This window comes from Arthrobacter zhaoxinii (assembly GCF_025244925.1).
In the GTDB taxonomy this organism is placed as follows: Bacteria; Actinomycetota; Actinomycetes; order Actinomycetales; family Micrococcaceae; genus Arthrobacter_B; species Arthrobacter_B zhaoxinii.
This window is the reverse complement of record NZ_CP104275.1, coordinates 349,335-369,683: the sequence shown is the minus strand read 5'-3', so window position 1 is coordinate 369,683 and position 20,349 is coordinate 349,335. Positions and strand designations below refer to the sequence as shown.

General features: G+C 64.9%; 19 protein-coding genes and 1 tRNA gene. 8 read left to right on the top strand and 12 right to left on the bottom strand.

The features are described from left to right. Positions 1-135: 135 nt before the first annotated feature. A complete protein-coding gene (locus N2K95_RS01825) occupies positions 136-1,041 on the top strand; it encodes an RluA family pseudouridine synthase (RefSeq protein WP_260653696.1) in 906 nt (301 codons plus the stop codon). A 26-nt stretch (positions 1,042-1,067) separates the two neighbouring features. Here N2K95_RS01825 and N2K95_RS01820 read toward each other — a convergent pair whose 3' ends face one another. The 4 genes from N2K95_RS01820 to N2K95_RS01805 form a co-directional block, all read right to left on the bottom strand. Beyond that, complete coding sequence (locus N2K95_RS01820) at positions 1,068-1,373, bottom strand: hypothetical protein (RefSeq protein ID WP_260652658.1); 306 nt, start codon at positions 1,371-1,373, stop codon at positions 1,068-1,070. Between the two features lie 177 nt (positions 1,374-1,550). Continuing rightward, the gene (locus N2K95_RS01815; protein ID WP_255793687.1) at positions 1,551-2,000 is read right to left on the bottom strand and encodes a hypothetical protein; all 450 of its coding nucleotides are present in this window, start codon (positions 1,998-2,000) and stop codon (positions 1,551-1,553) included. A gap of 274 nt (positions 2,001-2,274) precedes the next feature. Continuing rightward, positions 2,275-3,519, bottom strand: a complete 1,245-nt coding sequence (locus N2K95_RS01810) for an acyl-CoA dehydrogenase family protein (protein WP_260652657.1) — start codon at positions 3,517-3,519, stop codon at positions 2,275-2,277. Positions 3,520-3,521: 2 nt separating this feature from the next. Further along, positions 3,522-4,295 carry an SDR family NAD(P)-dependent oxidoreductase gene (locus N2K95_RS01805; protein ID WP_260652656.1) on the bottom strand — a complete coding sequence of 258 codons (774 nt, stop codon included), beginning with the start codon at positions 4,293-4,295 and terminating at the stop codon, positions 3,522-3,524. A 116-nt stretch (positions 4,296-4,411) separates the two neighbouring features. Between N2K95_RS01805 and N2K95_RS01800 the strand changes: the two genes are divergently transcribed. Beyond that, positions 4,412-5,536 (top strand): glycoside hydrolase family 76 protein, encoded by a 1,125-nt coding sequence (locus N2K95_RS01800; protein WP_260652655.1) that lies wholly within the window; start codon positions 4,412-4,414, stop codon positions 5,534-5,536. Between the two features lie 6 nt (positions 5,537-5,542). On the opposite strand, the gene N2K95_RS01795 is transcribed toward N2K95_RS01800, so the two are convergent. Next, positions 5,543-6,397, bottom strand: coding sequence for a class II glutamine amidotransferase (locus N2K95_RS01795; RefSeq protein ID WP_260652654.1), 855 nt, complete (start codon positions 6,395-6,397; stop codon positions 5,543-5,545). A gap of 49 nt (positions 6,398-6,446) precedes the next feature. Then, entirely contained in the window at positions 6,447-7,040 is a 594-nt protein-coding gene (locus N2K95_RS01790; protein ID WP_260652653.1) for a YdeI/OmpD-associated family protein, read from the bottom strand. 136 nt (positions 7,041-7,176) lie between these two features. Between N2K95_RS01790 and N2K95_RS01785 the strand changes: the two genes are divergently transcribed. Continuing rightward, positions 7,177-7,716, top strand: a complete 540-nt coding sequence (locus N2K95_RS01785) for an NUDIX hydrolase family protein (protein WP_255793693.1) — start codon at positions 7,177-7,179, stop codon at positions 7,714-7,716. Positions 7,717-7,786: 70 nt separating this feature from the next. After that, complete coding sequence (locus tag N2K95_RS01780) at positions 7,787-8,653, top strand: DUF6707 family protein (RefSeq protein WP_255793694.1); 867 nt, start codon at positions 7,787-7,789, stop codon at positions 8,651-8,653. Here the strand turns inward: N2K95_RS01780 and N2K95_RS01775 are convergent. Beyond that, positions 8,650-9,684, bottom strand: a complete 1,035-nt coding sequence (locus N2K95_RS01775) for an FUSC family protein (protein WP_260652652.1) — start codon at positions 9,682-9,684, stop codon at positions 8,650-8,652. The genes N2K95_RS01780 and N2K95_RS01775 overlap by 4 nt on opposite strands. 141 nt (positions 9,685-9,825) lie before the next feature. On the opposite strand from N2K95_RS01775, the gene tgt reads away from it, so the two are divergent. Then, positions 9,826-11,166, top strand: a complete 1,341-nt coding sequence (tgt, locus tag N2K95_RS01770; protein WP_260652651.1) for a tRNA guanosine(34) transglycosylase Tgt — start codon at positions 9,826-9,828, stop codon at positions 11,164-11,166. A 77-nt stretch (positions 11,167-11,243) separates the two neighbouring features. Here the strand turns inward: tgt and N2K95_RS01765 are convergent, their stop codons facing one another. Together N2K95_RS01765 and N2K95_RS01760 are read right to left on the bottom strand one after the other, a co-directional pair. Next, positions 11,244-11,450, bottom strand: a complete 207-nt coding sequence (locus tag N2K95_RS01765; protein ID WP_260652650.1) for a hypothetical protein — start codon at positions 11,448-11,450, stop codon at positions 11,244-11,246. Positions 11,451-11,545: 95 nt separating this feature from the next. Continuing rightward, the gene (locus N2K95_RS01760; protein ID WP_260652649.1) at positions 11,546-12,280 is read right to left on the bottom strand and encodes a queuosine precursor transporter; all 735 of its coding nucleotides are present in this window, start codon (positions 12,278-12,280) and stop codon (positions 11,546-11,548) included. A 194-nt stretch (positions 12,281-12,474) separates the two neighbouring features. On the opposite strand from N2K95_RS01760, the gene N2K95_RS01755 reads away from it, so the two are divergent. The 3 genes from N2K95_RS01755 (at position 12,475) to N2K95_RS01745 (ending at position 18,266) form a co-directional block, all read left to right on the top strand. Further along, the gene (locus N2K95_RS01755; RefSeq protein WP_260652648.1) at positions 12,475-13,128 is read left to right on the top strand and encodes a TetR/AcrR family transcriptional regulator; all 654 of its coding nucleotides are present in this window, start codon (positions 12,475-12,477) and stop codon (positions 13,126-13,128) included. A gap of 108 nt (positions 13,129-13,236) precedes the next feature. Further along, the gene (gene thiD, locus N2K95_RS01750; RefSeq protein ID WP_260652647.1) at positions 13,237-14,082 is read left to right on the top strand and encodes a bifunctional hydroxymethylpyrimidine kinase/phosphomethylpyrimidine kinase; all 846 of its coding nucleotides are present in this window, start codon (positions 13,237-13,239) and stop codon (positions 14,080-14,082) included. Between the two features lie 389 nt (positions 14,083-14,471). Then, entirely contained in the window at positions 14,472-18,266 is a 3,795-nt protein-coding gene (locus N2K95_RS01745) for a S8 family peptidase (RefSeq protein ID WP_260652646.1), read from the top strand. A 177-nt stretch (positions 18,267-18,443) separates the two neighbouring features. Here the strand turns inward: N2K95_RS01745 and N2K95_RS01740 are convergent, their stop codons facing one another. The 3 genes from N2K95_RS01740 to N2K95_RS01730 form a co-directional block, all read right to left on the bottom strand. Next, the gene (locus tag N2K95_RS01740; protein ID WP_260652645.1) at positions 18,444-19,166 is read right to left on the bottom strand and encodes a hypothetical protein; all 723 of its coding nucleotides are present in this window, start codon (positions 19,164-19,166) and stop codon (positions 18,444-18,446) included. 59 nt (positions 19,167-19,225) lie between these two features. Further along, positions 19,226-19,295 (bottom strand) — tRNA-OTHER (locus N2K95_RS01735). Between the two features lie 157 nt (positions 19,296-19,452). Further along, the gene (locus N2K95_RS01730) at positions 19,453-20,340 is read right to left on the bottom strand and encodes a DNA-formamidopyrimidine glycosylase family protein (protein WP_260652644.1); all 888 of its coding nucleotides are present in this window, start codon (positions 20,338-20,340) and stop codon (positions 19,453-19,455) included. Positions 20,341-20,349 lie beyond the last annotated feature (9 nt).

Sequence of the window (20,349 nt, the reverse complement as noted above, 5' to 3'; positions counted from 1 at the left end):
GGTGGCCACCGGGCTCCGTTTCGGATGTGGTTTTCTGCGGCAGGAACTGCCTGGATGTCGAGACGAGCGGGCCTATCTGCGCTCAGGACAGCCCAGCCCAATTTAAGCCCGCCGGCGGGATATCCTGAAACCGTGATGCAGTCCCCTCTTCCCGTGCGCAACGGAGTCAATGCCACCCGCCTGCGCCTTCCCGGCGAAGGACCGTGGGACACCGCCATGGACTACGTCCTCGAGCGCTTCGGCCATGTAAACCCGGACGGCATTGTGGACCGGTTCAAGCGCGGTGAAGTGGTGGGTCTGGGCGGCATTCCGCTGACAGCCGCCACTCCCCTGACCGAGCACACCTTCATCTGGTATTACCGTGAGCTGCCGCCCGAAGAGCGGATCCCGGTGGAGATCGGCATCCTGCACCAGGACGACGACCTGCTGGTGGTCGACAAGCCGCACTTCCTGCCGACGACGCCGGGCGGCATGTATGTGGCCGAGTCCGCCCTGGTGCGGCTGCGGGTCCAGCTGGAGATTCCGGACCTGATTCCCATGCACCGGCTGGACCGCATGACCGCGGGGGTGCTGCTGTTCTCCACGAACCCGGAGACCCGGGGGAAATACCAGACCCTGTTCGAGAAGCGCCGGATCAGCAAGGAATACGAGGCGGTGGCTCCGGTCCGGGAGGACCTCGAGCTGCCGAGGATTGTGCGCAGCCGGATGATCAAGTCCCGCACCTATCTGCTGGCCCAGGAAATTGAGGGGGAGCCGAACGCGGAAACCCGGATCGAGCTGCTGGAGAGCCGCGGCGGGCTCGGCCGCTACCGGCTGCTGCCGCACACCGGCAAGACCCATCAGCTGCGGGTGCATATGGCCTCGCAGGGCATCGGGATCCTGAACGATTCGTTCTACCCGGAACTGCTGCCCCAGGCGCCGGACGACTATGCCAAGCCGCTGCAGCTGCTGGCGCGGTCCGTGCAGTTCACCGATCCGCTGACCCGCCAGCCGGTCGAGTACCGCAGCCGGCTTTCCCTGGACGCTTTCCCAGGCATCTAGGCCGTCCCTTTACGGCAGCCGGCCTTCTACAGCACCGTCCAGCGTCCGCGCATCCGCCGGAGCACGCGCAGGTCCTGTCCGTTGGCGACTTCTTCCACGGCCGCCCGCATGTTGATGGCGGCGCGGCGCGCCCTGGAGTTCTCCACGGACCATTCGTCGTCCGGGACCGTAAAGCGCAGGGTGATCCGCGGAACCCCGGAAACGATATCCAGCTGGTTTGCCTCCACATGGTGTGCCGCGGCCAGTGCGGCGACGGCTGTTTCCATCACAGCCTCCGGCGGGCTGCCCGGCTTCAATCCGAGGATATTCAACTGGACGCGGAAGGAAGGCATGGATCCAGCCTAGTGCGGATGCCGGGGGTGCCTGCGACGCCGTTCAGCACCCGGACCCGTTACCCGAAGGGCCGGACAGGCAGGAGCCGGACACAGACATGGGGCCCGGCGGCAGTCCGTAGACCACTATCGCCGGACCCCATGAGGGTTTGCGTTGTTGCTTGAGGGCTCGCCGGCCTAGACGTCGTCCGGGTTGAAGCCGGCCAGGGGGTCGCCGCCGCGGTGCGCGGGGTCGTCGCTGGCGTCTTCTTCTTCGCCTGCCATCGGATCGCCGAAGTCGACGTCATTGGCTGCCTCGCCGATGGTCGGCGCATCCGGCGGAATCTGCGTGTCGCCAGTCAGGAAGCGCTCTTCGGCCGTGTCGTCGCGGAGGGTCTGGTCCGAGAGTTCGCCGGGTTCGTTCAGCGGTGCTTCCTCGCGGATCAGCGGGTCTTCCTGCCAGTTATCCGGGTTGTCTTCTGCTGCGCCGGGGTACGTGAGGTCTTCAGCGTCCACCAGTTCGTCCTGCTCCAGCAGCTCGTCTTCGGACACCACCGTCAGTTCGTCCGGCGTGGCAACTGCGGCGACGTCGTCGGCGAGAACCGGATCGTCGCCCAGTTCGGGATCAGGAATGCTCTGCTCGGTCATAAACCATGCCTTTCACGTCCGGTAAACCGGGCCGCCGTCGATGCGGCCCATTTAGTAAGCCTACTGATCCTGAAGTCTCCATGCCACCCGGCGTCCGTTTTGGCGAAAACCCTGGACGAACCGGGGGAAACGCACGTGGTGCCTGGCCCACCCGCGGCACCGGAGGGGCCTGGAGGAAGGCGGCTTTAATATTTCCCGCGAGCTCTGCGAGCGCGGAAATTTCGTTGCCGCCGTTCCAGGCCCCGCAGGGGCCCCACGGGCCACCCAGCCACACCTAACGCAGCGCCGACACCCCGGTAATGTCCCGCCCGACAATCAGCGTGTTGATTTCGTAGGTGCCCTCGTACGTGTAGATGGCCTCGGCGTCGGCGAAGATCTTGGCCATCCGGTAGTCGGTGACAATGCCGTTGCCGCCAAGGATGCTGCGGCCCAGGGCCACGGATTCGCGCATCCTCGCGCTGGCGTAGGACTTCGCCAGCGCGGCCCGGGCCATGCCGCCGCTTGCCGCGCCGCCGTCGGCCGGGTTTCCCCCGGGCGCGCTGTCCGTGCCTTCGGCCGCCGGGTACCCGCCGTGTTCGAGCTCGGTAACCCGTGCCAGCATTCCCGTGCTGGCCACGGCGTTGCCGAGGATGGACACCAGCTGCTGCTGGATCAGCTGGAACGCGGCCAGGGGGCGGCCGAACTGGAGGCGTTCGACGGCGTAGGCGCGGGCGACATCGAAGGTGGCCAGCTGCGCTCCCACTGCCTGCCAGCCGACCATGATCCGGGAGCCGCGCAGCAGCTGCTTGGTGTCGTCGAAGCTTTCCACTCCGGCGAGCAGGTCCGCCGCGGGCACCCGCACGTCGGTCAGCACAATGTCGGCATTCTGCACGGTGCGCAGCGCGGTTTTGTTTTCGATCCGGGTCCGGGTCACCCCGGGCAGGTTCGCGTCGAGCAGGAAACCGCGGGTGTGTCCGGTCTCCGGCTCCCGTGCCCACAGGACCATGTAGTCACAGAAGGTCCCGTTGCCGATCCAGCGTTTGGCCCCGTTAAGCACCCACTCGTCCCCGTCGCGCACAGCCGTGGTGGCCATTCCGCCGGCCACGTCCGAACCGTGCTCCGGTTCGGTCAGCGCGAAGGCACCGGTGATCCGCAGCGCGCGGGCGTCGTCGAGCAGCCGGGCCTTCTGCTCGTCGGATCCGAAGGCATGCAGCGCTTCGACAAACAGGTCGTGGTGGACCATGAAGAACGTGGCGAGCGAGGTGTCTGCGCGCGTCATTTCCGAGATCACCATGCCGGCAAACAGCGGCGAGTACCCCTGCGCCACGGGCGTGGAGAGTTCCAGCTGCGCCAGCTTCGGCAGGAGGTCGGAGGGGAACCGCGCCTCGTTCCACCAGTCCACGGCGTGCGGCTGCACTTCCTCGGCGAGGAAGCGCCGGAGCTCGGCAAGTTTGTCTTTTTCGGTGTCGGTGAGCAGGTCTTCGAAACCGTAGAAATCGGCGTCGGGCAGCTGGTCCAGTAGTGCGGGGCGGTTCGTCAAGGTCAGCGCGGTCCCATTCGGATGGCGCCGTCCAGGCGGATCGTTTCGCCGTTGAGCATCTGGTTTTCAATGATGTGGGCGGCCAGGGAGGCATATTCGGTGGCGCGGCCCAGGCGTGAGGGGTGCGGCACCTGTGCCGCCAGGGAATCCTGGGCGGCCTGCGGCAGGCCGGCCATCATCGGTGTTTCGAAGATTCCGGGCGCGATGGTGACCACCCGGATCAGGTGGCGGGCCAATTCGCGGGCCAGCGGCAGGGTCATGGCTGCGACACCGCCCTTGGACGCGGAGTAGGCGGGCTGGCCGATCTGCCCGTCGAAGGCGGCAACGGAGGCGGTGTTGATGATGACGCCGCGTTCCTCGGTTCCGTTGGCGGTGACCGGGTCGGTTTCGGCCATGGCGGCGGCGGCCAGACGGGTGACGTTGAACGTGCCGATCAGGTTCACGCTGACTACACGGGCGAAGTCCTCCAGCGGCAGGACACCGTCGCGGCCCAGCACCTTGCCCGGCGTCGCAATGCCGGCACAGTTCACGGCCACGCGGAGCGGTCCTGCTGCCATGGCTGCTTCGACGGCGGCCTGCATCTGGTCCGGGTTAGTGACGTCGCCGGGCACGAACCGGGCGTTGTCGCCGAGTTCCGCCGCGTAGGCAAGGCCCTCGGACTGCGGCAGGTCGACCAGGATTACGGAGGCACCGGCGTCGTACAACCGCCGTGCCGTTGCCCGTCCGAGACCGGACGCTCCCCCTGTAACTATGGCCGATGCGCCTGCGATGTCCATGCGTTCCTCCTGGCTGATTGCTCGCCGGCAGTGTCGTCTATGTCACACCGGCAGTATCCGAGCCTACTGTGCCCCGGCTGGTGCCGCATCTTCGGCGGCTGGCATAAGGTTGGCGCATGCTCTTCGAGGATTCCGACGCCGATGACCGCGCCGAGGCAGCCGCCCGCACAGTGAGCACCGCGTTCGGGCGCCAGTTGGCCGGACTGCCCGGAACCCATCTGGCGGCCACTCGTCGTCCGGCTTCCCGGCTCCAGCAGCTGCGCCAGCCGTGGCATTACTGGTGGCAGGCACATTATCTCGATGCCCTGATCGACGCCGCCCTGCGTGAACGCCGCACCGGCACACCGTTCCGCGGGCCGGAACATCCGTCGGCTGCGGACCTGGCACCGGCCCTGGTCCGGACCATCGGGCTGCGCAACCGGATGCGTTACACCAACCGTTTCTACGACGACATGGCGTGGCTGGCCCTTGCCGTCGGCCGCCTGAACGGGTTGTCGGGTTCACGGGACCGGCAGCGGCCCTACCGGAAGATTCTCTCCACCCTGAACGCAGCACTGGAATCCGCCCACACCCCCGAACTGGGCGGCGGCATCTACTGGAACAAGGACCGGAACTTCAAGAACACCCCGGCCACCGCTCCGGCTGCCCTGCATTTTGTCCGCACCGGATCGCGGGACCGTGCCCAGGAGCTGGTGGATTGGCTGAACGCCACGGTGCTGGATCCGCAAACCGGCCTGTATCTGGACGGGGTCAAGGTGGTCCGGGGCCGTCCGCAGCTGGAAAGCACCGTGTTCACCTACAACCAGGGGCCCGCCCTGGGTGCCCTGCTCGAGCTCGGCGGAAGCACGAACCTTGCCCGCGCTGCGGAACTGATCACCGCCGTCGACACCCATCTGACCGACGACGACGGCGCCTCACGCGTGCTGCGCACCCACGGCACCGGCGACGGCGGGCTTTTCACCGGCATTCTGGCGCGGTATCTGGCCCAGGCCGCCGTGTCCCCCGCGTTGCCGGAACCTTCCCGCCGCACGGCTGCCGCCCTGGTGGAATCCACGGCCCGGGCCCTGTGGGAGGGGCGGAGCAAACGCGCGGACTGGATCCTGTTTTCCGCCCGGCCGCTGCAGCCCGCGGCGGTGTCCTACCCCGGCGGCACCGCCGTCGAGCTTTCCACCCAGCTGCAGGCCTGGATGCTCCTGGAAGCCTCGGCGCGGGTACAGCGGGCCGGGCTGGACCTTCCCTAGGAACGCCTAGCCGGCCTTCAGCGGGTGCTGTGAGGCGGCAGCCGCCGGGTCCAGGTCCGCGAGGGTGATCAGGTGCTGCGGGTGCTGCGGGAGCGGGAAACTGCGCTGCATGTTGAGGTAGCTGTCCACATGCAGGACTTCCCCGGAATCCAGCAGCCGCCAGTTGGGGTTGGCGTCCATTTTCTCGGTGGCCACAAGGACCTCCGGCCGGTTCTCCCGGCGGATCTGGTCACTGTGGACGCTGATCCGGTTGCTGCGCTTCTCCCCCACCGGACCCTTCGGCCCCTGCTGGAGGACGTACAGCGGATGCGTGTCGGGGTAGCGGACAGCCCACAGCTCCGTGGCGGTGGTGAGAACCAGGTTCACCGCGTAGAGCCGCAGGTTCTGCGCTATCCAGGTCAGCGTGGACGCGATGGCGGCGGAAACGTCTCCCCCGTTCACCCGGGCTGCCGCGGTGATGAGGGCAAAGACCCGCTCGCTGTCCGTCTGTCCCTTGACCAGGTGATACATCTCCAGCTGGCGCAGCCGGTCGTCGAGCTTGTCCAGGTCCTCCACCACCCCGTTGTGGGCCAGGAGGCGGTTGTCCTGCTCGAAGGGGTGCGTATTCACGGCCGTGTCCGCGCCGGTGCTGGCGTAACGCACATGCGCCAGGAAGGTGGTGCTCTCCAGGTCCCGGGCCTCCCTGGCGTACCGGACATCCGCATAGGCGGCGATGGGCGCTTTATCGACCACCGGGCTGCCGTTCGGGGTGAAGGTGCCTATCCCGAAGCCGTCCGCTTCCTTATGGCTCTGCTGGGCCAGACTGTCCGGGGCGGTGAGCAGCCAGAACGTTGCCCGGACCGGAGTTTTCCCGGCATGCATACCAAAGAGCCGGCACATATGGACCTCCTGGACGGTTTCGGGATAGGTGTCAGGCCGGCTTCCGCTTCTGCGGATAGGGAGACCGGTGTTCACTGAGCATCTGCACGTAGTCGGCGATCCGGCGCTCGCGGCCGGCCTGCGTCTTGAGACCCTTGAGCCTGAAGTACATGGCAAAGCGGTTCTGGGACGTCAGGACATCGAACATTTCCTGCGCGGCGGGCACGGCGGCAATGGCGGCCTGCAGGTCCTCCGGGATTTCCGCGGTTGCCGACCCGGCATAGGCGGCATCCCAGCGGCCGTCCACCTTCGCGCTGAGCACGGCATCCCGGCCTGCCGGATGCATCCGGCCTTCCGCTTCCAGCCGGTTGATGTATCCGACGTTGCGCAGTGACCAGCTGCTGCGCGGACCGCGCGGCTGGAACCTCTGGAGGTAGCTTTCTTCGTCGCGTTTGTCTGCCTGCGCGTCGATCCACCCGAAGCAGAGCGCTTCATCGAGGGCCTGGCGGTACGTCAGCTCCGTGACGCTTCCGCCCTTCTTGCCCAGCACCAGGCGGACACCGGAGGACAAGCCGTAATTGTGCTCCAGCCACTCCCGCCATGCCCCGGCATCCGGCAGGAGAAGCTCCGGGAGCTCTCGTGTCATGGCCCCAGTCTAGGGAGGCGGCTGCCGGGCTGAAAGGGTCCGGACCGGCCGGAACCGGTTCCCGCCGGGTTCAGCCAAGGGCCGAAGCGCAGCGTGCCGTGTGACGCGCACGGGTCCTTTGAGGTAGAACACTCCTATGAACGTTCGTACTCCTGACCCGTATCCAGGCTGGCTTTCCGAGGAAGATCTCTACGAAGCCCGGCAGCGTCTGCCCATGGTCTACGTCGAGGCCGTGCCGGTGCGGTGCGACCCGCTGGGCTACGTCACGGAAGTGGGGCTGCTGCTGCAGGCGACCCCGGAAGGCCAGATGATACGTTCCTTCGTTTCGGGCCGGGTGATGTACCGCGAGACTATCCGCGGTGCCCTGCTGCGCAACCTGGAGAAGGATCTGGGACCCATGGCACTGCCGCAGTTGCCGCCCACGCTGGTGCCGTTCGCCGTTGCGGAATATTTCCCCTCCCCCTCCCAGAGCGGGCTCACGGACGAGCGCCAGCACGCCGTCGCGCTCGCATATCTGATTCCGGTGACCGGTGAATGCAATCCCCGCCAGGACGCACTGGAACTGTCCTGGCTTACCCCCGACGAAGCTCTCAGCCCGGCTATTTACGCCGAGTTCTCCGGCGGCCGGGGAGACCTGCTGCGGCAGGCGCTGGCCTCGGCCGGCTGGGGACGCTGAAAAAGGCGCGGCTGCAAGCTTTATATACTGAAGGTTCTGGGGAGCCGAGGTCCAATCACGAAGGAATCCAATGTCTGAGAGCCTGCCGGAAACGTACGCGTTCCGGGTCAACGCGGAACTGCTTGCCCCCGGACAGATCCTTGTCCCGGGTGAGGGTGCCGCAGAACCACTGGCTCCGGTAGCCGGAACCAGTGTGGAGGCCGATGATTTCGGCGTCCCCGCACTCGTTATCGCCAAACTCGATGACGGAACCTCGCTTCGGCTGGCCTACGGCTCCGCCGTCCGCGTGCAGGCCCCGGCACCTGAGGGCGCGCCGTCGGACGCTGTCCGGAAGGTGCCTTCGGAGGAAGACAACGCCGCCGACATCATCGCCGATGCTGCGGCGGCGCATCCGGATAACCGTGCCGTGCAGGAAATTGCGGCGCGGCTCGAGCGCGGGCTGAACGTGAAATCCGGCAGCCACCTGCAGGATGTGCGCGACCTTGCCCACATTCTCTTCATCGATCTTGGTGATGCGGAGAATTCCCTGAAGGTCTGCAACGTCATCACCGGGCTGCCGTTTGACGGGAACTTCGGCCGGTGGAACTGGATTCAGGGCGTTCTGGCCCTGGCGGCGCACATCACCCATGAGGCCGGCGACGCCGAGAGCGCCGCCGCGTACAGCCATGCCGTGCGTGCTGCGGACAAGTCCGAGACGGACCCGATGAAGGCCAAGCTGGCGGCGGAACTGCTGCAGCGCCAGCTGAACGAACCGAACCTCTACGACCGTGAAATCCACCGCGCCGCTGAGGCCGGAAACGACAAGAACGAACGGGAATGGCGGGTCCTGCGGCTGAACGCGCTGCTGTACCTGCGCTCCCACGGCGGGTCGCAGACGCTCTCCGACGCCGAACTGGACCGGCGCATCCGCACCGAGCTGATCGCCGTACGCGGCTAGTCCTGCTGCGCCTGCTTCCGGAGCAGGCGTTGCTGCCGTAGGTGCGCGGCCACCACAACGGCCATGCCGACGACGGCGCCGATCAGGGTTTCGATGCCTCGGTCCCGCAGCAGCTCCATGGGGTTGCTCGGGTGGGCCAGCTCCGTGCTGACCAGTGCCAGCGGGGTGACCACCACCTGCGCGAGGGCGTACTGCCGGGCAATGAACATTTCCGCGCCGAACTGGCAGGCGGCAATCACCAGGACCATCTGCCAGGGCTCTAGCCCCGGAAGCAGGATCAGTGCCGTCAGCAGGAGGCCCCCGAACGTCCCGAGGATACGCTGCAGGCCGCGGTGGACCCGGTGGCGGACGGTCGCGCCGATCAGTGGAACGGTGGCGGCCACCATCGCCCAGTAGTTGTGGCCGATTCCCAACAGCGTGGCGATGGACCCGGCAATGACGGCTGCCCCCGCGTACTGCAGCCCGTCGCTGTAGATGAGGCGCCGCTGGGCTGCGGAGAACCGCGGGCGCTCGGGCTTGTTCCATGCGGTGCGGTACCGGCGCACCAGCATTCCGGAAAGGCCCACCAGGAGGGAAAAGACCACTGTCAGGACGGCAGCGAGCATGCCCTGCCAGAGCGGGGGCTGGTTCGGAACCGAAGAGATCGCTGCGAAGGCAAAGATGTGGAACAGCGAGCCGACGGGACGCAGCCGCCAGAAGCCCGTGACCACCGTCCCCAGCCCGGCGACCGCCGTCGTGCCCACCACGGTTCCCCAGGCGTCGAGGTCCAGGCGTGCACTCAATGCCGCCGCCAGAATCACTGCAAGCATCAGCGCTCCGGCGCGGCCCTGATGGCCCAGGCGCTGGCGGTGCGGTTCGTTCCGGCCGTAAATCCCGGTGAAGGCGCCGAACGTCGCGAAGATGGCGAGATCGAGCCGGCCCAGGAAAAGCACGAGGAAAAGCGGCACTCCCAGGCCGATGGCACACCGGATAGCCGCGTGGTGGTCATTGTTCGCCGGAGCGATCCTGAACATCTCTTGCAGGTGCGTCAAGGGGAAGGCCTCTGCCTTTCGTACCGCCGGCACTTTCGTTCCGTTGGAATAGGAGGGGTGCGGGCGTATTCCGTCCGGTTCGTCACCGGGTTCAATTTCCGCCCATCCAACCTATCCCCGGGGAAGCGCAGGGCTGAATAAATGTGCTGCATCTCCCAGGTGCGGCACCCGGCGGGAAGTCTGCTCCGGGTAGGGCAAAATGGAGGGGTGTCTTCCTCAGCCTTTTCCTTCACCCTCGGTAAGCGCCTGCGCGAAACCGCCCCTGCAGCGGCCGAACAGCGAGTCGAGGCGAACGGAGGCGGCTTCCAGGGCCGTACCGGCACCATCTCCACACCGCACGGCGAGATAGCCACTCCGGCGTTCATCGCCGTAGGCACCAAGGCCACGGTCAAGGCGGTGCTCCCCGAGTCCGTCGCGGAGCTGGGCGCCCAGGCGGTTCTGGCCAACGCCTACCACCTGTACCTGCAGCCCGGTCCAGACATCCTGGACGAGGCCGGCGGCCTGGGGAAGTTCATGAACTGGTCCGGCCCTACCTTCACCGATTCCGGCGGGTTCCAGGTCATGAGCCTGGGCGCCGGGTTCAAGAAGGTCATCAACATGAATGCCGACGGGACCACCCATGCCACGGGGGCGGACGACGACGTCGCGCCCGGCAAGGAACGCCTGGCCCACATTGACGACGACGGCGTCTGGTTCAAGTCCCACCTGAACGGGGATCGGCACCGCTTCAGCCCGGAAATCTCGATGCAGGTGCAGCACAAAATCGGAGCAGACATCATGTTTGCCTTCGACGAGCTCACCACGCTCATGAATTCGCGCGGCTATCAGGAAATGTCCCTGGAACGGACCCGGCTTTGGGCGCTGCGCTGCCTTGCCGAGCACCAGCGGCTGACCGAGGAGCGCGCCGACAAGCCCTACCAGGCGCTCTTTGGAGTACTGCAGGGCGCCCAGTACGAGGACCTGCGCCGAAAGGCAGCCCGGGACCTCGGTGCCATGGATTTTGACGGCTTCGGCCTGGGCGGTGCCTTCGAGAAGGAAAACCTCGGCACCATTGTCCGGTGGTGCACGGAAGAGCTTCCGGAAAACAAGCCCCGCCACCTCCTGGGCATTTCAGAGCCCGATGACATCTTCACGGCCATCGAAAACGGTGCCGACACGTTCGACTGTGTTTCACCGACCCGCGTGGCCCGCAACTCGGCGTTCTACACGCCGTACGGCCGCAAGAACCTGTCCAATGCCAGGTTCAAGCGGGACTTCGGGCCGCTGATGGACGGCTGCGACTGCTACACCTGCACCAACTACACCCGCGCGTACATCCACCACCTGTTCAAGTCCGACGAGATGGTCAGCCACACACTGATTTCCATCCACAATGAACGCTTCACCGTGAAGCTCGTGGACGATGCCCGCCTGTCTATCGACGACGGTACGTTCTTCGACTTCAAAGCCGAGGTGCTGGGCAAGTACTACAGCGGTAAGTAGCTGAGCCACCGGGTATCCACCCGGGAACTTCCTGCTCTACCTACCGCTGCAGTCCTGGCCTGGAGCTGAAACGGCTGCTAGGAATTGTCCGGCTTAGCCATGGTTTCTTCGTCCTCTTCCAGGGCGGGCTGGGAATCCCGTTCCTCGTCTCCGGACTTCGAATCCTCCTGCGCGTCCTCGATCATCACCCGGGTGACTTCGTCGTTGAATTCCTCCCGTGTTCCGGCCAGGTTTTCGTCTACTGCCTTGGCACCGGGGTTCGGGACTGGTTCTTGGTTGCTCATGTTTGCTCCTGCCGTACTGGGGGACGTGTTACGCGTGCGTTCCCCAACCTTTGCACATCGGGAAAAGGATTTCTTCCACTCCCGGCACGAACCCGCTACACCGCCACCGGCTCCAGCGCAGCCTCGGCATAGGTAGGCTCGCGCTTCTTGATCGCCCGGATCACCATGGCCGTGACCGGCACAAAGAGGTACTCAATTAGTGTCTTGTAAAGGAAGCCGAAGAGGACGTAATTGAGGAACCCGCCGGCGTCGGTAATCCCGATCACCGGAGCCGCAATGGCACAGAAAATCAGGGTGTCGGCGAACTCCCCCACTCCGGTGGAGGCCATCAGCCGTCCGGCCAGCGCCTTCTCCCGGAACCGATCCTTCATCCGCGTGAGCACCAGGGAGTTGAGTAGCTGGCCGGCAAGGAACCCGAGCAGGCTCGCGGCCACAATCTGCCAGACCGGTCCCAGCGCCGCCTCCAGCGCGGCCTGCTTTTCCAGGCCGTAGGCGTCGTTGAATCCCGGCAGCGCAATGATTACGGCAAAACTGACGACGGCGAGAAGCGCCATCGCAAAGCCGGCGAAGATGGCCCGGCGGGCGGCTTTGAAGCCGTACACCTCGCTGACCACATCACCCAGGATGTACGCGAGCGGGAAGAGGAAAAACCCTCCGTCGGTGACAATGTCCCAGCCGCCGGGAAGGGAAAACTGCACGCCCTTGGTTGCGCCGATATTCGAAATGACAATGACCACGCACATCAGGGTGAGGATCAGGTCGTACTGGGAGCTCCCGCGGGAGGCGTAGGCTGCGGCGGTTTTCACAGCTGCCCGTGGCTGTGCATTCATGGCATTTTCCGTTCGGTTAGTGGTTCGCCTGGCTTTCGCCGGCTGTATTAGCACTGTGCCCGCTGCCCCGGGCAGCCCCGCAGGGCCGCATCCATTCTGCCACGACCGGCCGGAACGCGGCGCATACTCCTTTTTGAACACGTTCAAAAGATGTGGTCTACTGAACGCTGGAAATACTGCATAAGGGAGCATCATTGGCCGCCACCGCCAAGAGCGAACAGACGCGCCGGCTCCTCATCGATACGGCACTGCGCCTCTTTGCCTCACAGGGCTACGAAAAGACCACCATGCGCGCCATCGCGCTGGAGGCAGATGTCTCCGTAGGCAACGCCTACTACTATTTCCGTTCCAAGGACGACCTCATCCACGAGCTGTACCGCTCCCTCCAGGATGAGCACCGCTCGCTTGCGCTGCCGCAGATCCGCGAGGGGCACAACCTGGGCGAGAACCTGTTGGCCATCTTCTCCTCGGGCCTGACCACGATGGAGCCCTACCACGCCTTCGGCGTACATTTCCTGCGCGACGCCATGGCACCGCACCGCCGCGACGACGACGCGGTCGGCCGCGGCAAGTCCATCGCGATGTTCCGGCAGGCGGTGGCGAGTGCCCGGCCGCAGCCGCCCGTGGCGCTCCGCAGCGACCTGCCCGAACTGCTCTGGCTGATGCATATGGGCATCACCTTCTTCTGGGTGTACGACCGCTCCCCCGGGCAGCGCAGGTCCCACCGGCTGGCCGCGAATCTGGCGCCATTGATCGCCAAACTCGTCATCCTGTCCCGGCTGCCGGTGGTCCGCAGCATTCTGGAAGACGTGGTCCACCTGCTCCGCGGCGTCCGGCGGGAAGGATAGCCGGCACCGGGTGCGGCACGACGACGGCGGCACGACGACGGCGGCCCGCCGTCACGGGGCGTCTCACATGGGTGGCCGGTTTCGGCGGTTTGGGTGGAAGATAGACCCATGTCTGCTAACACACACACTTCTGCGCCCTCCGCTCCGGCCGTCACGCTCACTATCGCCGGCTCGGAAGCCACCGGCGGGGCCGGTGCCCAGGCCGATCTGAAGACCTTCCAGGAACTGGGCGTCTACGGCATTACCGCACTGACGTGCATTGTGTCCTTCGACCCCAACGACTCCTGGAACCACCGCTTCGTGCCGGTCGATCCGCAGGTCATTAGCGATCAGCTCGAAGCCATCACGACCGCTTATGACCTGGACACGGTCAAAATCGGCATGCTCGGCACCCCGGCGACCATCGACGTCGTCGCCAAGGCGCTGCAGGCCCAGGACTGGAAGAACCTCGTGCTGGACCCGGTGCTTATCTGCAAGGGCCAGGAACCGGGCGCCGCGCTGGACACCGACAAGGCGCTCAAGGCCCAGATCCTTCCCCTGGCCACCTTCGTCACCCCCAACCACTTCGAGTCCATGTCCCTGTCCGGCATGGATTCCATTGAGACCGTGGAAGACCTGAAGGAAGCGGCCCGCCGCATCCATGACGCCAGCAGAGCCGTGGTCCTGGCCAAGGGCGGCGTCCGTCTGGAAGGCGACGACGCCGTCGACGTCTTTTACGACGGCGAAACCATGGAGGTGCTGCGGGCTCCCAAGGTGGGCGAGGTAGCCGTCAGCGGCGCCGGCTGCACCCTGGCCGCGGCTATCACCGCCGAACTGGGCAAGGGCGCAACGCCGCTGGAAGCGGCCAAAACCGCCAAGGCGTTCGTCACCGAAGGAATCCGCAACCGCGTGTCCTCCAACGCTCCGTTCGATGCGCTGTGGCAGGGCAACGCCGGGCAGGGTCCGGCCCTGTAACTGCCGCCCTCCGCGGAAAAGAAGAACGGAAAGAGCCTTCCCGGGAAACGGGAGGGCTCTTTTTGTTATGGGGGGAATACATCCGAACGCAAAAGCGCGGTAACCGGGAACGAAATTCTTAGTTGCAGCTGCGGGAACCTACATCCTTACTTAGCAAATAACAAGGGTCGAACTAGTAATTCGACAATGTGAACACCAACCTTTGCACCGCACGAATGGTCCTCTATGGTGACCCTACGGCTGCATGGATTTGGGGGCCGTTACGTGCACGCTGACACTCCTTACGGGGGTTGGAGGCACAACGGAAAACCTGCCGCAGTGTGTCAGCAGCCGTGCAATTGTCTCCTGGACATGCCCGGTAGCGCTCGGTGGACTGTTCAAGGAGCGCAATGAGATTGTCCATCCATCACAAACCCGGCGCGGTTGTCACTGCCGCATTCGCCGGGATCGCACTCACAGTAGGCTTGGGAGTGGGCCTTCCAGCCCAGGCCACCGAGGCACCCGCTAACGGCGCGTCCGAACTGGCAGAGGGTATCCCGGTCCAGCGGTTCGCTGAGCAGAAGGTATCCCCCAGCCTGCGGGACGCATCCGGCAAGGTGTCGGTCTACGTGCAGTTCACCGGCGAAGGCGCCTTTGAACAGACACAGCCCGATGCAGTCAAGGAAGGCAAAGCGGAGCCGGTGGTGAACAAGCCGCTGGTCGAAGAGATCCGCAGCGACATCACCTCACAGGCCGAATCCGTGGCGCAGGAAGCCGCCGCAAGCACTCTCTACACCACCACCAATACCCTCCCCGGCACCGCCATTGTGGGCGATGCAGAGGCCATCCGCGATCTGGCAGGCCGTACGGACGTTGCCCGCATCACCAAGATCGTGCCGAAGCACATCGACAACAAGGGTGCAGACATCGACACCCGTGCCCTGAACACCTGGGTGGAGCGTCAGCAGACCGGCGAGGGCATCACCATCGCTGTCCTGGATACCGGCATCGACTACACCCACAGTGACTTCGGCGGCCCCGGTACCCTCGAGGCCTACGCAGCAGCGCAGGCATCAGCCACCATTCCCGCCGCTGAAAGCGGTCTTATTGATCCCGCTAAGTTCATCGGCGGCTACGACCTCGTGGGCGATGACTATGACGCCAATCCCACCTCCCCCACCTACCAGCCCGTTCCCCGGCCGGACCTCAATCCGCTCGACTGCGGCGGACACGGCAGCCATGTGGCCGGTACCGCAGCCGGGTACGGCACCAACAACGACGGCTCCGCTTTCCGCGGCGACTACTCCACCCTCACGGCGGAACAGGTCGATTCCATGCGGATCGGCCCCGGCTCAGCCCCGGATGCCCAGCTCGTGAGCATCCGTGTCTTCGGCTGCGCCGGCTCCTCCGAGGTGGTTGGCCAAGCGCTGGACTACGTGCTGGACCCCAACGGCGATGGCGACTTCTCGGACCGCGCCCAGGTAGTGAATATGTCCCTCGGCTCCGACTACAGCCCGGTGGACGATCCCGAGAATGACATCGTCAACAAGCTCACCGAACAGGGCATCCTTTCCGTCGTCGCTTCAGGCAACGCCGGCGATGTCTATGACATCGGCGGGTCCCCCGGCAACGCAAAGTCGGCTCTGACCGTCGCAAGCACCATCGGTACCCGGGTCACTCTCGACCGCGCCGACGTCATCGCCCCGGCCGGATCGACCGAACCGGCCGCAGCCGTTGCCGGCCAGTACTCCTCCAACTTCAACTACTCGGCAGTTACGGAAGCACAGCTCACCGGCGATGTAGTGATGGCTCCGGCAGACAACCGTTTTGGCTGCAACGCCTTCCCGGCCGGCTCCCTGACCGGGAAATGGGTCTGGATCCAGTGGGAAGAAAACGGTGCTTTCCCCTGCGGTTCGGGGGTCCGGTTCAACAATGCCCAGGCCGCCGGAGCCACCGGTGTGGTGCTCGATTCCCCGCGTTCGGTCTTTGAATCGGGTATCGGCGGAAACACCGCCATTCCCGGCATCCAGCTCAATGTCGACTCCTCGGACCGGCTGCGTCCGGCCGCCGAAGCAGGGGCACTGACCCTGCACCTGTCACCGGCCTACATGGCCACCACCAGCGCCCCGTCGGGTGTCGGTGACACCGTCAGCCCGTTCACCTCCCGCGGAGTGCACGGTTCCAACGGAATCGTGAAGCCCGACGTCGCGGCGCCGGGTTCGGCCATCGGATCAGCCGCCGTCGGCTCCGGCACCGGTGCAGCAGTCAGCAGCGGCACGTCCATGGCCACCCCGCATGTGGCCGGTATTGCGGCCCTGCTCTACGCGGCTACGGATTTGAACCCCTACGAGATCAAGACCGCCATCATGAACACCGCAACGCATGACCTGCTCACGGCAAGCGGTGCCGTTCAAGGGCCCAACCGGGTCGGTGCCGGCCGGGTAGATGCCCTTGATGCGCTGAATAACAAGGTCCTGGCGTACGCCACCGAGGATCCGGCTCTGACCAGCGTCAACTTCGGTGTGATGGAGCTGGGCAAGGAAGCCCTGGTGCTGACCCGCCAGGTCACGGTGGAGAACAAGTCCGATCGTCCTGTCTCCTACAACGTCAGCTACCTGCAGGCGTCCACCATGCCCGGCGTCGTCATCAGCACCACTCCCTCGGTGAACGTGCCGGGCAACGGCAAGGCCACCGTGGACGTGACGTTGAGCATTTCCGACCCGGCTGCGCTGGCCAAGACTATTGACCCCGCCGCCGATACCGAGCAGGCGGGTATTTCCAGGCAGTTCCTGGCTGATGTGTCCGGCCGGGTGCAGTTTGCCGGCAACGGCACGCCCACATTGCGGGTTCCCGTCTATTCGGCCCCGAAGCCGACGTCGGAGATGAGTGCGGGCAAGGAAATCGCCTTCGCGGACTCCGAGGCGTTGAAGAGCACCGTGACACTGCAGGGCCGTGAACTCATCCAGGGTACGGGTGCCTCGCGCTACCTGTCCCTGGTTTCGCCCCTGGTCCTCGGCGCGGAGAGTCCGCGGCTGGACTCCGTGAAGATGGATTCCATGTACGCCATGGACGTACAAGCGGTGGGTGCATCTTCCACGATTCCGACGCTGAAGGCTGCCGGCGGCGATCTTCAGACGTCCGTCGTGAACTTCGGTGTCAGCACTTGGGCCAACTGGCCCATGCTGGGCGGTGCGTTCGAGATTGACGTGGAGATCGACACCAATGGTGACTCGGTCCCGGACTTCGTCACCGTCACGTCCCGTGCGGCCGACGTGGACCTGGTCCTGGCGACGACTTACCGTTTGAACGCCGACGGCACCGCAGTAGCCGTGGACCAGACCGGTGCCAACGGTGTTCAGGGCGGCACTGATACCAACACCTTCGATACCAATGCGGTTGCCCTGCCGGTTTCGGCAACGGCACTGGGCCTGGATGTAAACGCGGCATCGGCACCGTTGCGGTACCGGGTCACCACCTGGAACCCGTACAGCGTGGATGAGCAGGGCGAGAGCGTTCCTGTCGACACCACCGAGTACGTCCCGTTCGATGCCGCCAACCCGGCATTGACCTTCGCCGGCGCCACACCGGACAGCCTGTTCGCAGACGTCAACGGCGGCAAGATCGATGTCACCCGCAGCGCCGGCACCACCGACGCGAAGGCGCTGTTCCTGCACCTGCACAACGCCACCGGTGACCTGAGCGGCGCCAACGGCGACGGCGGCAAGGCGGAAGTGGTCCCGGTCAAGGTACCGGCCAAGGTGGTTCCGGTCCCGACGCCGACTCCCACCTCTACGGCAACACCCAAACCGACGGCGACGCCGAAGCCGACTCCCACCAAGACGGCTACGCCTAAGCCCACACCGACCAAGCCCACGCCGGCCAACCCGGTCAGCGCGGTCAGCAAGTGCTCGGGTTCGGGTGCCGAGATTGCGGTCACGGTCAAGAACACCGGGACCAAGCAGGTCAATGCGACGGTGAAGTCCAGCTACGGCACCGCGACGGTGAACAAGCTGGATCCGGGCAAGAGCAAGTCGGTGGTCATCAAGACCCGCCAGTCCTCCATCAAGGTAGGCGACGTCACAGTCAACCTCACCTCCACCGGTAAGGGCAAGGTCGAAAAGGCCACCTACAAGGACCGCTTTGAAGCCCAGAAGTGCAAGGGCGGCAACGGTCACGGCGGCGGCCACGGCGGTGGCCGCGGCTAACACGTAGCGCTGTACTGGAACGAAGAGCGGGTCCCGGAGAAATCCGGGGCCCGCTGTCGTGTATCGAACAAAGCCATAGCAGTCGGCTACTTAGCACGTCGCGCTGACGTTCTGTATATTCTCGGATAGCCCAATCGGGTTATCCGTTCCCTTTAACCTTTACAAGTGCAGGGATGTTCAACCTCGAGCAACTCGGCGAGCAGTCTTCGGTCGTTTTGAGTAGCGTCTCACCAAGTTCTCTTCCCAAACTGCATAGTTATTTTGCTCGAGCCTCTGACTTGCGGCGTTCAGATCGGCCCAGTGTTTATCAAAGTCACGCTCGAAGGCATCCCTAGTTACCGCCAAATCGTGAACGAGTCTGACTAGATGCTCCAGCAAATTGGCACGCACCATTAGGTGCCATAGCCGAGTGGTCATCATAATGTTCATGCGAGACGTATCGACTCGACTTCGCTCAGAGTTCAACGCCCGATGCCATTGCCCGTGCGCGAGAATGTTCCGCAAAGTTATGACGGGGACAAGCTGCTTATCAACAATTCGGATTAGCTCTTTATATCGCTCCCGGTCCGTAAACCCTAATCCCGAAGGGACCCGTTCTGGCCGGACTTGGTAGCGCTTCGCAAAAGCTTCGGTAATCGCGGTTTTCCAAGCCTGCTCTATAGACCTTGCCCCGATAATACCTGCGATTGCACTGTCGCCAAACGCGCCATCCTCGTAGACCAGACGGAACAATCGATTCTCCATCTTGGCCCCAAGAAGAAAGGCACAAGTTTTAGTAAGAGCATCAATCTCATCGGTATCTTCACGACGAATCGCATCCTTACACGCACGCGACACTACATCGAAAGCACGGTCCAACGCCTTGTGGTTACCCATATGGGCCGAGAAGAGGTCCTGCATCAGCCGCCCTTACCTATGATTCCTAGGTCGGCGCAATGCAGGGTGATTTCTCCTGCACTCCGCCGACCCAGGAATCGAACCTGGAAACTTCATCTCATGATGACGTGTTACCCGTTACACCAATCGGCCGGATTTACGATAACACAGAATTTGTTGTCGCATGACCACACAATGTCCACGTATAACCTCAGGTTGCTGCATCCCTATAGCTCCGCGCAAGTGGCCCGAACCGACTCCCGTCGACATAGTCCATTGAATGCACTCCCCCCTTTGATTGGCCGCGCAGCTACTTCAGCAGCCGGGACATCCGCCGGTCCGCCAGCAGCTTGCCCCCGGTCTGGCAGGTGGGGCAGTACTGCAGCGAGGAATCCGCGAAGGCCACCTCGCGGACGGTGTCACCACACACCGGGCAGGGCTCGCCGGTCCGGGCATGCACCCGCATGGCCTGGCGCTTGGAGTCCTTCAGCTCCGCCGCGGGACGGCCGGCGGCATTCTCGATCGCGGAGTCCAGAACGGCTCCCATCGCTTCAAACAACCTCTGCACTTCGTCCGTCCCCAGCTTGGCGCCGATGGCAAAGGGTGACAGGTGCGCTGCATGCAGGATCTCGTCGCTGTAGGCATTGCCGATCCCCGCGATGACCGACTGGTCCCGCAGCAGTCCCTTGATCTGGCCGCGGTGCGAAGTCACCAGTTCCGTAAAGGCCGCCGCACCGACGTCGAGCGCTTCGGGACCCAGCCGGGCAATCCCTGGTACGTCCGCGAGGTCCCGGACAACGTAGACCGCCAGCGACTTCCGAGTGCCGGCTTCGGTGAGGTCGAAGCCAGGCCCGGCTGCACCGTCACCGGAGGCAGCAAAGCGCACCCGCAGGGCCATCGGTCCCCTGCCCGGGCGCAGATGCCCCGGCTTCAGGGCATCGGACCAGCGGAGCCAGCCGGCCTTGGCCAGATGCATCACCAGATGCACGCCGCCGACAGTGAGGATCAGGAACTTCCCCCGCCGCTCGACGTCGGACACCGGCCCCGCGTACAGCTCCTCCAACGGCACCGCCGCAGTCTTCAGCACCGGGAAGGACAGCACCTCGACGTCGGCAATCACCGCGGCCGGCGCGTCGGGCGGGAGCAGCTTGGACCGCAGGAAATCGGCCAGTCCCTGCACTTCGGGCATCTCGGGCATGGCTACACC

Bases quoted from the DNA above. Each gene is read 5' to 3' on its own strand.
- N2K95_RS01825 (WP_260653696.1), top strand. From the start codon at position 136: ATGCAGTCCCCTCTTCCCGTGCGCAACGGAGTCAATGCCACCCGCCTG.
- N2K95_RS01820 (WP_260652658.1), bottom strand. From the start codon at position 1,373: ATGCCTTCCTTCCGCGTCCAGTTGAATATCCTCGGATTGAAGCCGGGC.
- N2K95_RS01815 (WP_255793687.1), bottom strand. From the start codon at position 2,000: ATGACCGAGCAGAGCATTCCTGATCCCGAACTGGGCGACGATCCGGTT.
- N2K95_RS01805 (WP_260652656.1), bottom strand. From the start codon at position 4,295: ATGGACATCGCAGGCGCATCGGCCATAGTTACAGGGGGAGCGTCCGGT.
- N2K95_RS01800 (WP_260652655.1), top strand. From the start codon at position 4,412: ATGCTCTTCGAGGATTCCGACGCCGATGACCGCGCCGAGGCAGCCGCC.
- N2K95_RS01795 (WP_260652654.1), bottom strand. From the start codon at position 6,397: ATGCATGCCGGGAAAACTCCGGTCCGGGCAACGTTCTGGCTGCTCACC.
- N2K95_RS01790 (WP_260652653.1), bottom strand. From the start codon at position 7,040: ATGACACGAGAGCTCCCGGAGCTTCTCCTGCCGGATGCCGGGGCATGG.
- N2K95_RS01785 (WP_255793693.1), top strand. From the start codon at position 7,177: ATGAACGTTCGTACTCCTGACCCGTATCCAGGCTGGCTTTCCGAGGAA.
- N2K95_RS01780 (WP_255793694.1), top strand. From the start codon at position 7,787: ATGTCTGAGAGCCTGCCGGAAACGTACGCGTTCCGGGTCAACGCGGAA.
- tgt (WP_260652651.1), top strand. From the start codon at position 9,826: ATGTGCTGCATCTCCCAGGTGCGGCACCCGGCGGGAAGTCTGCTCCGG.
- N2K95_RS01765 (WP_260652650.1), bottom strand. From the start codon at position 11,450: ATGAGCAACCAAGAACCAGTCCCGAACCCCGGTGCCAAGGCAGTAGAC.
- N2K95_RS01760 (WP_260652649.1), bottom strand. From the start codon at position 12,280: ATGAATGCACAGCCACGGGCAGCTGTGAAAACCGCCGCAGCCTACGCC.
- thiD (WP_260652647.1), top strand. From the start codon at position 13,237: ATGTCTGCTAACACACACACTTCTGCGCCCTCCGCTCCGGCCGTCACG.
- N2K95_RS01745 (WP_260652646.1), top strand. From the start codon at position 14,472: ATGAGATTGTCCATCCATCACAAACCCGGCGCGGTTGTCACTGCCGCA.
- N2K95_RS01740 (WP_260652645.1), bottom strand. From the start codon at position 19,166: ATGCAGGACCTCTTCTCGGCCCATATGGGTAACCACAAGGCGTTGGAC.
- N2K95_RS01730 (WP_260652644.1), bottom strand. From the start codon at position 20,340: ATGCCCGAGATGCCCGAAGTGCAGGGACTGGCCGATTTCCTGCGGTCC.